This window comes from Lactobacillus sp. HMSC08B12 (assembly GCF_001808415.1).
Taxonomy (GTDB): Bacteria; Bacillota; Bacilli; order Lactobacillales; family Lactobacillaceae; genus Lactobacillus; species Lactobacillus delbrueckii.
Map to the genome: position 1 here is coordinate 54,538 of NZ_KV793208.1, position 14,811 is coordinate 69,348.

Sequence of the window (14,811 nt, forward strand, 5' to 3'; positions counted from 1 at the left end):
ATTTTTGCAATCTATCCCTTATTGCACGAATTCAAAGCTGAAGTCGCCAATGTAAACGTCGTCTCCATCGACAGCGCCTTGCGCCCGCAGTTCATCATCGACACCCATCTTCTTCAAGCGGCGGGCCAGGCGCATGATCCCGTCCTGGTGGTCCAGGTTGGTCATGGCTACCAGGCGTTCAAGCTGCTCACCGTGAATTTCAAATTCGTGGTCAGCCAGCTTTTCAACCGTGAATTCCATCTTTTCAGGCCGGTGGTACTTGTAGGTCTTAGTCTTGACCTCTTCCTTGGGCTTAACGGCAGCTTCAGCCTCTTGGGCCTCAACCTCGCTGACCAGGTCAGCCGCCCGACTCATCAAGCGGTCAACGCCCTGGTGGGTAACGCTGGAGAGTTCGTAAACTTCCTGGTCAACCCCATGCGCGGCCAGGTCCTTCTTAAACTGGGCCAGTTTCTCATCGGCGCCTGGAATATCCATCTGGCTGGCCACGATGATTTCCCGCTTGCTGGAAAGGTCATCTTCCGTGTATGAGGCCAGTTCGTGCAAGATGGTCTCATAGTCCTCGTAGGCATCCCGGCCGTTGTTCGGGTCCATGGACACCATATGCAGGATAACCTTGGTTCTCTCCACGTGGCGCAGGAACTGGATCCCCAGCCCTACCCCCTGGCTGGCCCCCTTGATCAGGCCCGGCAGGTCGGCCATGGAGAAGTCCCGGCCGTCTGGCAAAAGAACCATGCCTAGGTTTGGCTTCAAAGTCGTAAACTGATAAGCCGCGATCTTTGGCTTGGCACTGGTGACGACTGACAAAAGGGTTGACTTGCCGACAGACGGGAAGCCGACCAAACCGACGTCAGCCAGGACTTTTAATTCCAAACGCAGGGTCCGGAATTCACCCGGTTCCCCGTTTTCAGCGATTTCCGGCGCCGTGTTGACGCTGGTGGCAAAGTGGATGTTGCCCCGGCCGCCCCGGCCGCCTTTAGCGACGACCAGTTCCTGGCCATTTTCAACCAAGTCACCGATTTCTTCACCGGTGAAAAAGTCATAAACGGTCGTGCCGACCGGCACCTTCAGGTACAGGTCTTTGGCTGCCTTGCCGTATTGGGCCTTGATGCGGCCGTTTTCGCCCGGCTCAGCCTTGAACTTGCGCCGGTAGCGGAAATCCATCAAGGTTCTGAGGCCGTTATCGGCCACGAAGATAATGGACCCGCCCCGGCCGCCGTCACCGCCAGCTGGTCCCCCGTTAGGCATGAATTTTTCATGGCGGAAGGCCACCATGCCGTCCCCGCCCTTTCCGGCTTGGACTTCAATTTTAGTTTGATCAACAAATGTTGAAGGAGTTGGCATTCTTGTTTTTACCTTTTCTTTCTTTCGTTAATTGTTACCATTTAATCATAAGCTATTTTGCCCAATAGCTAAAGGGAAATTTTGACTGCCTGCGCCTGGGTTAAAGTCAGTCCCGCCTTGCGCAGATCATCAATAGAAGCTTCCTTGATCTTCTTTAAAGAGCCAAATTCCCGCAAAAGCTTGGTCCGGCTCTTCGGCCCGATACCTTTGATCGAGTCCAGCCGGCTGACCAGGGAGTTTTTCGCATGGGTCTGCCGGTGGAAGGTGATGGCAAAGCGGTGGACCTCATCTTGAATCCGGGTCATTAAGTAAAAGCCTTCTGACTTCGGATCCATTGGAATCAGCTTGAAAGGCTGGCCCTTAAACGGGTCACCGTACAAGAGGTGGTTGGTCCGGTGCTTGTCATCTTTAACCATCCCCGCTACCGGAATATCCAGGTTCAGCTCGTTTCTTAAGACGTCCTCGCAGGCTTCCACCTGGATCTGTCCCCCGTCCATCAAGATCAGGTCCGGCATTCTTTCATGCTCTTTTAACAGCCGGCTGTAGCGGCGGCGGACGACTTCCCGGGTGTTGCCGACTTCATCGGCGCTGTTTTGGTGCTCAACTTCCCCCTTCAGCTTGAACTTCCGGTAGCCGGTCTTAAAGGGTTCTCCGTCTTTAAAGACAACCAGGGCCGAAACCGGGTCTGCCCCTTGAATATGGGAGTGGTCAAAACTTTCAATGTATGACCCGTAAGGCAGACCCAGGGCCTTGAAAATTTCTTCCTGGGCCCCTTTAGTCTTGCGCTGGCCGAGCTCCAGCAGGCGGAATTTGTCATCCAGCTTCAGCTGGGCATTTTCCCGGGCCATCTCCATCAAAGAAGCCTTCTGCCCCCTTTGCGGGGTCCGGACCTTAATGCCGATGGCCGCGGCCAGTTCATCCTGGTCGATGCCTTTTGGCACCAGGACTTCCCTTGGCTTGACCCGGTTCTTTTGGGCGTAGAACTGGGCAATAAAGGACATGAATTCGTCTTCTGGGTCAGTTTCATCAGTCAAAGGGAACATGTGCGACTCCCGCCGCAAGAGCTTGGCCTGCCGCAAAAAGAAGACCTGGATGGAAATCCAGGACCGGTCCACGTAATAGTTGAAGATGTCTCTTTGGGTATGGTCATTAGAGATGATCTTCTGCTTTTCAACCGTTTCTTCAATATACTTGAGCTGGTCCCGGAGTTCCCCGGCTCTTTCAAATTCCAGGTCAGCTGAAGCTTGCAGCATCTTATTGGTCAAGTCTTTCTTGACCTCCTGGATGTCCCCGTTCAAAAAGCGCTTGATCTTCTTGATCTGCTCGTCATATTCGCTTTGCGGCACTTCCTTAAAGCAGCTGCCCAGGCACTGGCCCATATGGTAGTAAAGGCAGGGCCGGCCGGTATAGCCGCTGCAGCGGCGTAAAGGGAAGACCTTCTGGATGAATTTTAAAGTCGCGCTAGCCGCGTAGACGTTGGGGTAAGGGCCAAAATAGTAGCCCTTGTCCTTGTAGACGATCGAGGTCAGGCGGGTCTGGGGATTTTTCTCATTCGTGATTTCGATATAGGGATAGCCCGTCCCCGACTTCAGAGCCACATTGTAATAAGGCTGGTACTTTTTGATTAGGGTGACTTCCAGCAAAAAGGCTTCCTTGTCAGAATCCACCACGATGATGTCATAATCGGCAATATTCTTGACCAGCTCGGCCCGGCGGCCCTCCTGGCTGCTCTTGAAGTAGGACCGGACCCGGTTTTTCAAGTTTTTGGACTTGCCAACATAGATGACCTTGCCGTTGACGTCCTTCATCAGATAACAGCCGGCCTTTTCCGGCAGCAATTTCAATTTGTTTTCAATCAATTGACTCGCCATGTCTGCCTCCCCGCGATCATTTACCGTACGATTTTATCACGAAAAGTGCTATTCTAACACCGATCCGCCTATAATCGCAAAAATATTTTAATGATTTTCCATGACCAAACCGGGGCAAAATAAGGTCCTCTTAACAATAATCCTTTTATAGCTAGTCTTGTTCTACTTTTAGTCCAAAATAAACTTTTTTCTCGGAAAGCGGCTGCCTTTTGTCCCTGCATCACGTATAATAATATTGTTACGACTATAGGATTTAGGAAGGTAAGATTTCATGAAGAACTTCTACTTGAACCATGACAGCAACATGGATGACTTTACTTCACTTTTGCTCATGCTTTTGGCACCAGACATCAAGCTGATCGGGGTCGGGGTAACCGACGCCGACGGCTACGTTGAACCAGGCGTTTCCGCTTCCCGGAAGCTGATCGACCGCTTCAACCAGCGCGGCGACAAGCTGGAAGTGGCCAAGTCCGACTCCCGGGCAGTCCACCAGTTCCCGGAAGCCTGGAGAGTGTCAGCTTTTTCCGTGGACCACTTCCCGATCTTGAATGAAAAAGGCACGGTTGAAACGCCAGTTGCCGCAAAGCCGGCCCACCTGGACATGATCGACAAGATCCATGCTGCTGACGGCCCGGTTACCCTGGTCTTTACCGGTCCGCTTACTGACTTGGCCCGGGCCCTGGAAATTGACCCAAGCATCCAAGACAAGATCGAGGAACTTTACTGGATGGGCGGGTCTTTGAACGCCCACGGTAACGTTTATGCCCCATGCGCTGACGGGACCCAGGAATGGAATGCCTGGTGGGACCCGGAAGCCTGCAAGACGGTCTGGGACTCCAAGATCAAGATCCAACAGGTCGGCCTGGAATCAACCGAAGAACTGCCTCTGACCGATGAAATGCGCCAGCACTTTGCATCCAACCGCAAGTACCCGGCCTTTGAATTCCTGGGCTATGTCTACGCCCTGGTCAACTCCTTTGAAGTCGACTCAACTTACTACCTCTGGGACGTTTTGACCACCATGAGCGCCCTTTACCCGGAAATCGCCACGACCCGTAACACCAAGTCTGACGTCTACACTGACGGCGACCGGGCTGCCCGCTTCTTTGAAACTGAAAATGGCCGGCCAATGACCCTGGTTACTTCCGCTAACTACGACAAGTTCTGGGAACGCTTTGACGACCTGTGCGAAAAGGCCAAGCTTTTCTAAAAAATAAAGCAGTAATAACGATTAAAACCTTCAGAAGATTTCCTTCTGAAGGTTTTTTATCCATATTTTTTGATTACGGCCAGCATGGCCTTTCCATAGTTGGCCAGTTTGGCATCCCCGACCCCGCTGCACTGGAGCAGCTCTTCCGGCGTTTGCGGCTTCCTGGCTGCCATATCCCGCAAAGACAAGTCGGAAAAGATGACAAATGGCGGCACTCCCCGCTTTTGGGCCAGGATCCGGCGGGCCTTTCTGAGCTCTTCAAAGAGGACCTGGTCACCGCCTGTTTCAGCAAGCTGCTCGCTTTTGACTTCCTGGCGCCTTTTGACTCTGGCCTTGCCGTCCAAAACGTCCCAGCCCCGGTTGGTTACATGGACCAAGGGATAGCGGTCCCCCACCAGCTGCAGGTAGTCCTTTGAAACCAAGTAGTCGACCAGGCTGCTTACATCAGCCTGCTTTTTTCCCTTGAGCAGGCCGTAGTGGACACACTCATCAGCCCTGATCTCACTGATCTTCTTGACTTTGGACCCAGTCACGGCCTGGGCAACGATTTTTTTGCCATAGCGGCCGTCTAAGTCATAGACCATGCCGATGATAGCCTGGGCTTCGGCCGTCACGTCCTGGAAGTCGCCGCTGTTTAAGCAGTTGCTGCACTTGCCGCAGGGCGGGCAGTCCTGGCCAAAGTAGCGGACGATAAATTGCTGCAGGCACTCATCTGTATTGGCATAGTCGCTGATCGTCTGCAGCTTTTGGTACTGGACCTGCCGGTAGGACTCATCAGCTTCAAAATTGTCGATAAACCAGCGGAACTGGCGAAGATCACTGGGGTGAAAAAGCATCACGGCCTCACTCTCCAGACCGTCACGGCCCGCCCGGCCGGCTTCCTGGTAATAGGCCTCCAGGTTTTTGGCGCTGTTTGCGTGCAGGACAAAGCGGACATTGCTCTTGTCGATCCCCATGCCAAAAGCATTCGTAGCCACGATCAAGGGAATCCGGTCATACTGGAAGTCGTCTTGGACCTGGGCCCGTTTCTCATTGGATATCCCGGCGTGGTAGGCGGCAACGTTAAAGCCCTCCCGACGCAAAAATTCGGTCAGCCCCTCCACCTTTTTCCGGGTGTTGGAATAAATAATGCCCGCCTCACCCCGGTGCTGCTTCAAGTAGTTGACGATATAGGCCCGGCTGTTTTTCGGCGCGTTGACCAGCTTGAAGTGGAGATTTTTTCTTTCAAAACTGGTGATGACGAAATTCTCCTCGGAAATGTCCAACTGCTGGCCGATGTCCTCCCTGACCGCCTTAGTGGCCGTAGCTGTGAGGGCCAGAACATTGGGATGGGTATGGAGGGCATTGATCCCGTCCTTTAGCTTCCGGTAGGCCGGCCGGAAGTCATGCCCCCACTGGGAAATGCAGTGGGCTTCATCGATGGCGACCAGGTTGACCTCCAAAAAGTTGAGCTGGTAGCGGAAATAATCCATCTCCATCCGTTCCGGCGTCACGTAGAGCAGCTTGATTTTCCCTTCATAGCAGGCTCTTAAGATGGGATTGACGTCTTCCTGGGCTGTGGAGCTGTTAAGTGCCGCGGCCGGTATCCCGTACTCGCGCAGGCTGTCAACCTGGTCCTTCATCAAGGAGATCAAGGGTGAGATCACCACAGTCGTACCGGGAATCATCAAGGCCGGGATCTGGTAGCAAAGCGACTTCCCGCCCCCGGTCGGCATGACTGCCAGGACATTTTTCCCCTGGAAAACTTTTTCAATAATTTCTCTTTGGCCCGGCCGGAAACTGTCATAGCCAAAATACTTCTTTAAGACCTGCTGTGGATCAAGCAAGCTCTCTACCCCCTTTAATTCGCTTTACAGTAGCTAACACTTAATGATAACAAAAAAAGATGCAAAAGCATCTTTTAGTTGACCCGGTTGACCGGCACTCCGTCGACCAGGAAGGAGACAATATTGTGGCTGGCTTCTTTCAAGACGCTGCGCCGGGACTCCCGGGTGGCGCTGCCGGCATGCGGGGTCAAAATCACATTGTCCAGCTGGCAGAATTCCTCGTTGAAGTCCGGTTCTTCTTCAAACACGTCCAGGCCCGCCCCGGCAATCCGCTTGCCCTTTAAGGCCCGCAAAAGCGCCGCTTCATCGACCAGGCTGCCCCGGGAAGTATTGATCAAAAAGGCCGTCGGCTGCATCATGCTCAAGGCTGCTTCATCAATCACGTGGTAGGTTTCCGCCGTGGCCGGAGCGTTCAAGCTGACATAGTCGGCCTGGCTGAGCAGGTCGGCCAAGGGCACGTAGCTGACTCCCAGGGCCCGCTCTTCATCTTCCGGCAATTGGTGGCGGTTGTGGTAGAGAATGTTCATCCCGAAGGTCCGGGCATAGCTGGCCAGGGTCTTGCCGATTCTCCCCATGCCGAAGATCCCCAGGGTCTTGCCGACCGGGCTCTGCCCCTGGTTTTCGAGCAAGCCTGTGTCCAAAAACTTCCCTTGCCGCATCTCTTGATTGTAGAGGGCCAATTTCCGGCTGAGAGCCAAAAGGAGGGTAAAGGCCATTTCCGCCGTCGGCTGCATGACGCTGGCCGGGCAGTTGGAGACGATGATCCCCTGGCTGCTGGCATAGTCCACGTCGATATGGTCATAGCCAACTCCGGTCGCGGAAACGATCTTGAGCTTTTTGCCCGCGTCCAAAAGTTCCTGGTCAACTGGCAGCTTGCCGGTGATCAGGGCATCAAAATCCCCTAGGTTAGCCAGGTACCAGTCCTTGCCGGCACCTGCCGGAGCAAAGGTCACTTCACATACTTTTTCCAATTCGGGCAGCTGCTTGACCGCCAGGCCCGCCACCAAAACTTTCGCATTTTCCATCTTAAGCATCTCCCTCAAACAGCGGATCGCGGCTGGCCCTTAAAGCCGCCACGTGGTCTGCCTTGAAATAAACTCTTTCCGCGTTGCCATAATAAACATCAGCCAATTCCGCTTCTGAAAAAATCCCTGCGTCTTCCAGCCAGGAATAAAGCTGGCCGTAATCATTGAAAGTGGCTGGCCTGGCTGCTGTCGCCGTAGTCCACGGCCACCGCGAAGCCTGGGTAAGAACTGAGATAGTCCAAAATTTTGCCCAAGCGGTCGTCTTCTGCCAAGTCAAAAGGCAAATGGTAGCCCATAAGGCCGCCGGCCTGGCTGACTTCCAGTTTCAAAGCCCGAAAGCCCAGGTCTTCAACATGGCGCTTGACGATTTTTTCCGCTTCACTGGCAAAGGGATCAACGGAAAAAGCCGGGGCAAAGCGGTCCGGGGCGGCCTTGGCTGCCTGCCAGCTGTAATAATTTTGAAAGCCATACAGGCTTCCCTGCAAAAGGACTGCCTTGGCCACATCATGGTCTTCCATTACTTTCCTGGCAGCGTCTGCTCGAAAAGCGTCATCACCCCAGCCGGCGGGAAAGAGGCTGGTCTTAAAGCCGCTGTCCCAGACAACCAGGCCATTTCCCAAGGCATTGCTGCGGCCATTGCCCTTGTAGCTGGCTAGGTCCCGCACCAGGTGCAGGTGGGCATCAATTTTCTTCATTATTCGTCTTCCAATCTTTTTCGCGAAACTCTTACCCTTATTATAGTGAAAGCGGTTCATTTTAGCAAAAGTTTCAGAAAAAAATAAAAGGTCTTTCACCAGGTAAAAGGCCTCTTACTTCATTTCTTTTAATTCTTCTTTTCTGCCAGCCTAGCCAAAGTCAGTTCGAGCAAGCGGTCAGCCACGGCCTGCTTGCTCATCCGCGGCCAAGGGTCCAGCTCCTTGCCTTGTTCCAGGATCGTTACCTGGTCCTCGTCGCCGCCAAAGGCATCCCCGCTGACGTCATTGGCCACGATCAAGTCAGCGCCTTTCTCTGCCAGCTTCCGGCTGGCATTGGCCAGAAGGTCATTAGTTTCAGCCGCAAAGCCGATGACCACTTGGTCCGGCCTTTTCTTTTGGGCCATTGTCTTTAACAGGTCCGGATTCTTGACCAGCTGCAGGGTCATTTCCTCTACCCCGGCCTGCTTCTTCAGCTTGTGGTCAGCGGCTTCCTTTGGCCGCCAGTCGCTGACGGCTGCCGCCATCAACAGGGCATCAGCAGCCGGGAAAAGTTCTTCCAGCTTCTCCAGCATGGCCTGGGCCGACAGGGCGGGATGGAGGTGAATCCGGGCATCCCTTGGCAGGGAAACTGAGACGTTGCCGTAAATCAAGTCCACCTCGGCCCCTCTTTTGGCCGCGGCCTCTGCCAAGCGGAAGCCCATCTTGCCGCTTGACCGGTTGCCGATAAAGCGGACCGGGTCAATAGCTTCCAGGTTGCCCCCCGCAGTGACGACAATTCGCTTGCCTTTGGCTGGCAAGTCAAGCTGGTCATTAACCCAGGCCAGGATCTCTTCAGCTTCCGGCATCCGGCCCTTGCCGGCATAGCCTTCAGCCAGTCGGCCCACGGCCGGTTCCATGATCCGGTCGCCGCCCTCCTTTAACAAGCGGAGATTGCGCTGTACAGCAGGATTTTCCCACATATGGCTATTCATTGCCGGCACGATCAAGCGCGGGCAGTGCAATGCCAAAAGGGTGGTTGAAACGGCATCATCCCCGATCCCCTGGGCCAGCTTGGCCAAGATATTGGCATCAGCCGGCACGACCAGGGCCAGCTGGCTCCAGTCAGCCAAGTCGATATGGGCGATTTCCGCCTGCCGGCCTGGACTGAACAAGTCGTCTAAAACCGGCCATTTCGTTAAGGCCGCCAAAGTTGCCGGACCAACAAAACGTTCACTCTTGGCCGTCATCGCTACCCGGACTTCATGGCCCGCCTTCTGCAGGCCCCGGACAACGCTCACGGCCTTATAGGCAGCTATGCCGCCAGTCATATAGACCGAAATTCTTGCCATTATCGCTCGCCTTAGTAGATTTTGCGTTCCTTAACGATGGCTTGTGCCCAGTCCGCGAAGCTGGCAGCTGCTTCAGCGTCCTTCAAGATAACCAAAAGAGTATCAGTCCCGGCGATCGTGCCGACCACGTCATCGTTGTCAATATCGTCAATTAATCCTGCCAAAATTGGCGCGTAAGTCAATTTCATGCTGGTTTGAATGACAACGGTAAACTGAACGGCAGTTACAGTTGCCACCCGTTCGCGGATTGCGTCTTTCAGCTGCCTTTCCCGGTTAACAGCAGCTGATGGCGCCTTGACGTAGTAGCTGCGGCCGTCATCATCTGGCACTTTGCTGATGTGCAAGGCGTGAATGTCCCGGGAAATAGTAGCCTGGGTCGCGTTCGCGCCATGGGCTTGCAACAAGAGCAGCAATTGTTCCTGGGTTTCAATCTTGTTGGTCTGAATCAGTTCGTAAATCAGCTGTCTTCTTTCTTTGTAGTTCATAATTATTGCCCCTTAATATTATATTTAAGCGTTTTAGATACCTTTAATTTTAACGCACTTTTATATTTCAATAAAGCTGTTATTTAATTCTTCTTGAATTATCCGACTTTCTTCGATCAATTTTTCTGCAATTATCCCAAACAACATTGACTTAGCCAATAAAAAATGCCTTGAAGCAAGTTCAAGACATTTAATATCATTTATGTAAAATGAAAAACTACATTTCGTCTGGTGCCTTGACGTCCAGCAAGTCCAGGGCTGACTTGATGACGTGGCTGACCGCTTGGACAACGGCCAAACGAGCCTTCTTGACATCTTCGTCAACGTCATCAACCAAAATTCTGGTGTGAGCGTAGTACTTGTTGAAGCGCTTGGCCAATTCCAGGGCGTACTTGGCAATTGCGCTTGGGTCGTAGGTTTCCATGGCCTTTTGGATGGTGTCGGCGTAGCGGCCCATGAAGGAGACCAGGTCCCATTCTTCAGCGCCGATCTTGGTCAAGTCAGCGTCTGAGAAGTCGGTAATACCGCTCTTTCTCAAGAGGCTTTCGCCACGGGCCCGGGAGTATTGCACGTAAGGGCCGGTTTCACCTTCGAACTTAACGACTTCTTCCAGGTTGAAGTCGATTGGGTTGCGGCGGTAGTTCTTCAAATCGTGGAAGACAACCGCGCCGATACCGACTTGCTTGGCAACTTCGTCAGCGTTCTTCAAGCCAACGTTCTTTTCAGAAATCTGCTTGCGGGCCAGGTCAACTGATTCGTTCAAAACGTCTTCCAGGTTAACGACGTTACCCTTTCTGGTAGACATCTTCTGGCCGTTGATGCTCATCAGACCGAAGCTGATGTGAACAATGTCGTCAGCCCAGTCAAAGCCCATTTCCTTCAAGCAGGCACGCAGCTGCTGGAAGTAGACTTCCTGTTCCTGGCCGACAACGTAGATGGACTTGTAGAAGCCATAAGTCTTCTTCCGGTACATGGCAGTTGCTAGGTCACGGGTGATGTAAGTTGAAGTCCCGTTACTCTTGATAACCATCAAAGGCGGCAGGTTGTACTTTTCAAGGTCGACGATTTCAGCACCTTGGCTCTTAACCAAGAGACCCTTTTCCCGCAGGATTTGGATTGGTTCATCCATCATTTGGGCACTGAAGGCTTCACCAGTGAAGGAGTCGAAGTGAACGTCCAGCATGTCATAAACCTTCTTGAACCGTTCCAGGGAAACTTCTCTGAACCAGCTCCACAAGCGCTTGGCTTCTTCATCGCCGTGTTCCAGCTTGGAGAACCATTCCCGGCCCTCTTCATCGTATTCCGGGTGTTCTTCAGCTTCCCGGTTGATTCGGACATAGTAAGACAAAAGGGTGTTGATTGGGTCCTTTTCGATGTCGGCGTCGTTGCCCCACATCTTGTAGGCAGCCATCATCTTCCCGAATTGGGTGCCCCAGTCACCCAGGTAGTCGATTCTGATCGGCTTGAAGCCTTCCTTGGCCAGAATGCGGGCAATAGCTTCACCGATCATGGTTGACCGCAGGTGACCCATCCCCATTGGCTTGGCAATGTTAGGTGATGAGTATTCAGTTGAAACGTTCCGGCCGTGGCCCAGGTCACGGGCACCGTAGTTTTCAGGGTCAGCCAGGATTTCCTGCAAGATGGCCGCCCCGGTCTGGCTCTTGTCCAGGAAGAAGTTGATGTATGGGCCAACTGCTTCCACCTTTTCAAAGCTGCCTTGGTCGATCTTCTCAGCCAGTTCAGCCGCGATCAGGTTTGGCGCCTTGCGCATGGTCTTGGCTAAAGTAAAGGTTGGAAAAGCGTAATCCCCCAGCTTTTCGTCCTTTGGCCGTTCAATCTTGACATCAATGTCATCCAGTGACCAGTCAGGCAAAACCGCCTGTAAAGCTTCTGCAACAAGTTGTTTACCGTTCATAAAATACCTTCTTTATTTCCTATGTCTAAAAAATTGAATAAAAATTACTCAGCGCCCGCTTGCCCCATCGCTGATGCAAATTTTAGTTCATGCTTCCTATTAATCTCATGGAGTGTGACAAAACGCTTTGTAGTCTCATTTATTTTTACTCTGTATATTATAGCAAGAGATTAGAGGCTATGACAACAGACTTTAACAATTTCATTATACTATTTATACAGACTGCATGCATTCTATGCGTTTTCCGCTTCCATCGTCAAGCGCCCGCCCGGATACTGGCGTCTGATCAGTTCATGCACGTTCTTGATCATCTGCCTGCTTGAAGGAGCCAGCCGTTGCTGGTTTGAGGTTACCAGGGCGATCTTCCGGTAAAAGGGAGTGCTGAAAGGCAGGATTCTGACTTCCCCCTGCATCTTCTGCAGGGCCAAAGCCGGCAGGATCCCCAGCCCCAGGCCCGCTTCCACCATAGCCACGATTGACTGGTCGTCGATGGAAAAGCGAATAGCCGTTGACTTAATTGAATAGTGATCAAGCGCGGCCTTGGTATCCAGGTCGTAGTCGCTTTGCTGGAGGATGAAGTTGCAGTTGACCAGGTCTTCCTCACTGATGCTGTGGCCGTTTTTGACCCGGAAGTCTTTGGGGGCAATGCAGTAGATTTCGTCTTCCAGGATTTTTTCGCAGCTGATCCCCTGCTCATTTTCCGGCAACATGGTCAGGCCCAGGTCCAGCTGGCCGCTTTTCACAGCCTGGGTAATTTCACTGAAACCAGCCTGGCGGACGGAAATCTTGACCTGGGGGTAATTTTTAGCAAAATTCCGGATTAAAGGCGGCAGCCAGTTGATGCAGGCCGAAGAGAAAGCCCCGATCCGGATCAAACCGGTGTCCAGGCCCTGGATCTGCTGGGCGACCTGCTCCAGCCGGCTCTGGTCATTGATGATTTCCTGGATCAAGGGAAGGATTTTCTCCCCATCCGGGGTCAGTTTAACCCCGTTTCTTGACCTGACAAAGACCGGAAAGCCTAGTTCGGTTTCCAGCTGGTTGACCGAGTGGCTGATGGCCGACGGGGTCACGTTCAAGACTACGGCAGCCTTGTTGAAGGTTCCCTGGTCGATCACTGTCTGGAAGACTAGATATGGAAATGGCAGCATTTGCCCCTCCTAACATGAAAATATTTCACTTAAAACCAAAAAAGTTTAGTTTTATTATTCTTACTCCAGCAATTATAATATAGTCAACGCGGAAATGACAATATAATTTAGGAGCAAAGAAAAATGTTAAGCAAGCTTTTTGCCAAAAGAATCAAAACTCAAAATCCATCACGCCTGCAAGGGCTCTTCCCGGAAAGCAATTTTTCCGACAACATCTCCTTTGGGGGCGGCTGCCCGGACGAAAGCCTCTTCCCAAGCCAAGCTTTGCAAGCTGCTTACCAGAAGGCCGTTGACCAGGAACAGGCCCACTCTTTCCAATACCACGACGTTAAGGGGCCGGGCAACTTGCGCGACTACCTGGCAAACCGGGCAAGGCAGCAGGGAATCAAGGCTAACGCTGACGACATCCTGCTGACGGCTGGCGGCCAGCAAGGGATCGACCTGGTGGCCAAGCTTTTCCTGGGGGCAGGCGACGAAATGGCCGTTGAAGCACCAAGCTATGTCGGCGCCCTGGCTGCTTTTGACAATTACGAACCAGTCTACCATGAAATTCCTTTGGAAGACGACGGGGTCAACCTGGACTACTTTGAAGAAGTGCTGAAAGAGCACCCGGAAATCAAACTCTTCTACACGGTGCCAGACTTCCACAATCCAACCGGGATCACCATGTCCCTGACCAAGCGCCAGCGCCTGGTTGACCTGGCCAACCGCTATGACTTCGTCATCTTGGAAGACACCCCTTACCGAGACCTGTGCTATCATGGGGAAAGCCTGCCAAGCATCAAGAGCTTTGACACGGAAGGCAGAGTGATTTTCCTGTCCAGCTTCTCTAAGATCCTTTCCCCAGCCTTCCGTTTAGGCTGGCTGGTAGCTGGTCCGGAAATCAAGGAACAGCTGGTCAACCTGAAATTGTCAGCTGACCTGGAAGTGCCATACTTAGCTGCTGGTACCGTAGCTGCCTACCTTGCAGACAATGACCTGGACCAGCATATTGATCAGTTGAAGCAGGTCTACCGGGTCAAGCTGGATGCTATGGCTAAAGCCTTAAAGACTTACCTGCCAGCTGATGCCAAGATCAGCCAGCCGGAAGGCGGCTTCTTCTTCTGGGTTGAACTGGACGATAAAATTGATACCAGACAGCTTTTGCTTAATGAAGCCGTGCCAAAAGAGCACCTCATCTACGTGCCTTCGGCTAGCTTCTATCCTAACTGGGACAAGAATAACGGCCTCCGGGTCAGCTTCACCGGCTCTAGCCTCAGCCAGATCGATGAAGGAGCTGAGCGCTTAGGCAGAATCCTCAGCCCGGTCCAGCTGAAAATGTCAATATAGATAAAGTAAATACTATTTGCAACCGTCCAAGACTTGGGCGGTTTTTTGCGGCTAACTATCTGTCAATCTATTGTAGGCTATTTTCTGGCTAAAAAGCAATTTCCATTCTTTTAATCTTCCCCTAATTTTTATTTAAAAAATAAGATCCGCCAGGGCAACCTGCGGTCAAAGAAATTCTATGATGCCAAATATGATGGCCTGGTCGACACCATCTTCCAGCTACCCTTCAGCGGCTTCTTCATGGAATTCGATGATGAAAAATACTGTAACTTCTCACTTTTAGAAAAGAGGCAGGGGCAAAAGATCGTGCTTGGCTTGGTCAACACCCAGTCAGACGAGTTGGAAGACAAGGAAGTCTTGCTTAAGCGCCTGGAGGAAGCCAATAAGCACGTTGATCCAAAGCAGATCTGCATTGCTACCCAATACGGTTTTGCCTCAACAGAAGCCGGCAATTTAATCAGCGAAGAAGGACAGTGGCGTAAGCTCGACCTGGTTCATGAACTGGCCGAAAGTCTTAATGCCTAATATGCTCTCAAGCCCTCCTAAATGGAGGGCTTTTTACTTGGTAAGAAGAAGAAAGAGAGAAAACAAAAAGAGCCAGACTTCCATCTGACTCTTGATTCGCGCGGCAGCTTCCT

The 14,811-nt window shown here is 52.3% G+C and carries 11 protein-coding genes and 1 pseudogene; 3 read left to right on the forward strand and 9 right to left on the reverse strand.

All coding sequences use genetic code 11. The features are described from left to right. Positions 1-18 precede the first annotated feature (18 nt). Together obgE and uvrC are read right to left on the reverse strand one after the other, a co-directional pair. Entirely contained in the window at positions 19-1,341 is a 1,323-nt protein-coding gene (obgE, locus tag HMPREF3168_RS08595) for a GTPase ObgE (RefSeq protein ID WP_003614004.1), read from the reverse strand. Positions 1,342-1,409: 68 nt separating this feature from the next. Continuing rightward, the gene (gene uvrC, locus HMPREF3168_RS08600) at positions 1,410-3,212 is read right to left on the reverse strand and encodes an excinuclease ABC subunit UvrC (protein WP_003614001.1); all 1,803 of its coding nucleotides are present in this window, start codon (positions 3,210-3,212) and stop codon (positions 1,410-1,412) included. Positions 3,213-3,483: 271 nt separating this feature from the next. Here uvrC and HMPREF3168_RS08605 point away from each other — a divergent pair, with 271 nt between their 5' ends. Next, positions 3,484-4,422, forward strand: a complete 939-nt coding sequence (locus HMPREF3168_RS08605) for a nucleoside hydrolase (RefSeq protein WP_003614002.1) — start codon at positions 3,484-3,486, stop codon at positions 4,420-4,422. Between the two features lie 56 nt (positions 4,423-4,478). On the opposite strand, the gene recQ is transcribed toward HMPREF3168_RS08605, so the two are convergent. From recQ to HMPREF3168_RS08640, 7 genes and pseudogenes are all read right to left on the reverse strand, one after another. Then, positions 4,479-6,248: a DNA helicase RecQ gene (recQ, locus tag HMPREF3168_RS08610; RefSeq protein ID WP_070489602.1), complete on the reverse strand. Its 1,770-nt coding sequence runs from the start codon at positions 6,246-6,248 to the stop codon at positions 4,479-4,481. 74 nt (positions 6,249-6,322) lie between these two features. Then, positions 6,323-7,273 carry a 2-hydroxyacid dehydrogenase family protein gene (locus tag HMPREF3168_RS08615; RefSeq protein ID WP_003614008.1) on the reverse strand — a complete coding sequence of 317 codons (951 nt, stop codon included), beginning with the start codon at positions 7,271-7,273 and terminating at the stop codon, positions 6,323-6,325. Position 7,274: 1 nt separating this feature from the next. Next, positions 7,275-7,968: pseudogene (locus HMPREF3168_RS08620) on the reverse strand (amidohydrolase family protein). A 128-nt stretch (positions 7,969-8,096) separates the two neighbouring features. Next, complete coding sequence (gene coaBC, locus HMPREF3168_RS08625; RefSeq protein WP_003614016.1) at positions 8,097-9,296, reverse strand: bifunctional phosphopantothenoylcysteine decarboxylase/phosphopantothenate--cysteine ligase CoaBC; 1,200 nt, start codon at positions 9,294-9,296, stop codon at positions 8,097-8,099. Positions 9,297-9,307: 11 nt separating this feature from the next. Then, complete coding sequence (locus HMPREF3168_RS08630) at positions 9,308-9,781, reverse strand: arginine repressor (RefSeq protein ID WP_003614012.1); 474 nt, start codon at positions 9,779-9,781, stop codon at positions 9,308-9,310. Between the two features lie 217 nt (positions 9,782-9,998). Next, positions 9,999-11,696 carry an arginine--tRNA ligase gene (argS, locus tag HMPREF3168_RS08635; protein ID WP_070489604.1) on the reverse strand — a complete coding sequence of 566 codons (1,698 nt, stop codon included), beginning with the start codon at positions 11,694-11,696 and terminating at the stop codon, positions 9,999-10,001. A 233-nt stretch (positions 11,697-11,929) separates the two neighbouring features. Beyond that, positions 11,930-12,844 carry a LysR family transcriptional regulator gene (locus HMPREF3168_RS08640; RefSeq protein WP_070489605.1) on the reverse strand — a complete coding sequence of 305 codons (915 nt, stop codon included), beginning with the start codon at positions 12,842-12,844 and terminating at the stop codon, positions 11,930-11,932. 123 nt (positions 12,845-12,967) lie between these two features. Here HMPREF3168_RS08640 and HMPREF3168_RS08645 point away from each other — a divergent pair, with 123 nt between their 5' ends. Both HMPREF3168_RS08645 and HMPREF3168_RS08650 read left to right on the forward strand, forming a co-directional pair. Continuing rightward, positions 12,968-14,173: an aminotransferase-like domain-containing protein gene (locus HMPREF3168_RS08645; protein ID WP_070489607.1), complete on the forward strand. Its 1,206-nt coding sequence runs from the start codon at positions 12,968-12,970 to the stop codon at positions 14,171-14,173. 240 nt (positions 14,174-14,413) lie between these two features. Continuing rightward, complete coding sequence (locus HMPREF3168_RS08650) at positions 14,414-14,698, forward strand: uroporphyrinogen decarboxylase/cobalamine-independent methonine synthase family protein (RefSeq protein WP_231115400.1); 285 nt, start codon at positions 14,414-14,416, stop codon at positions 14,696-14,698. The last annotated feature ends 113 nt before the right edge of the window (positions 14,699-14,811 follow it).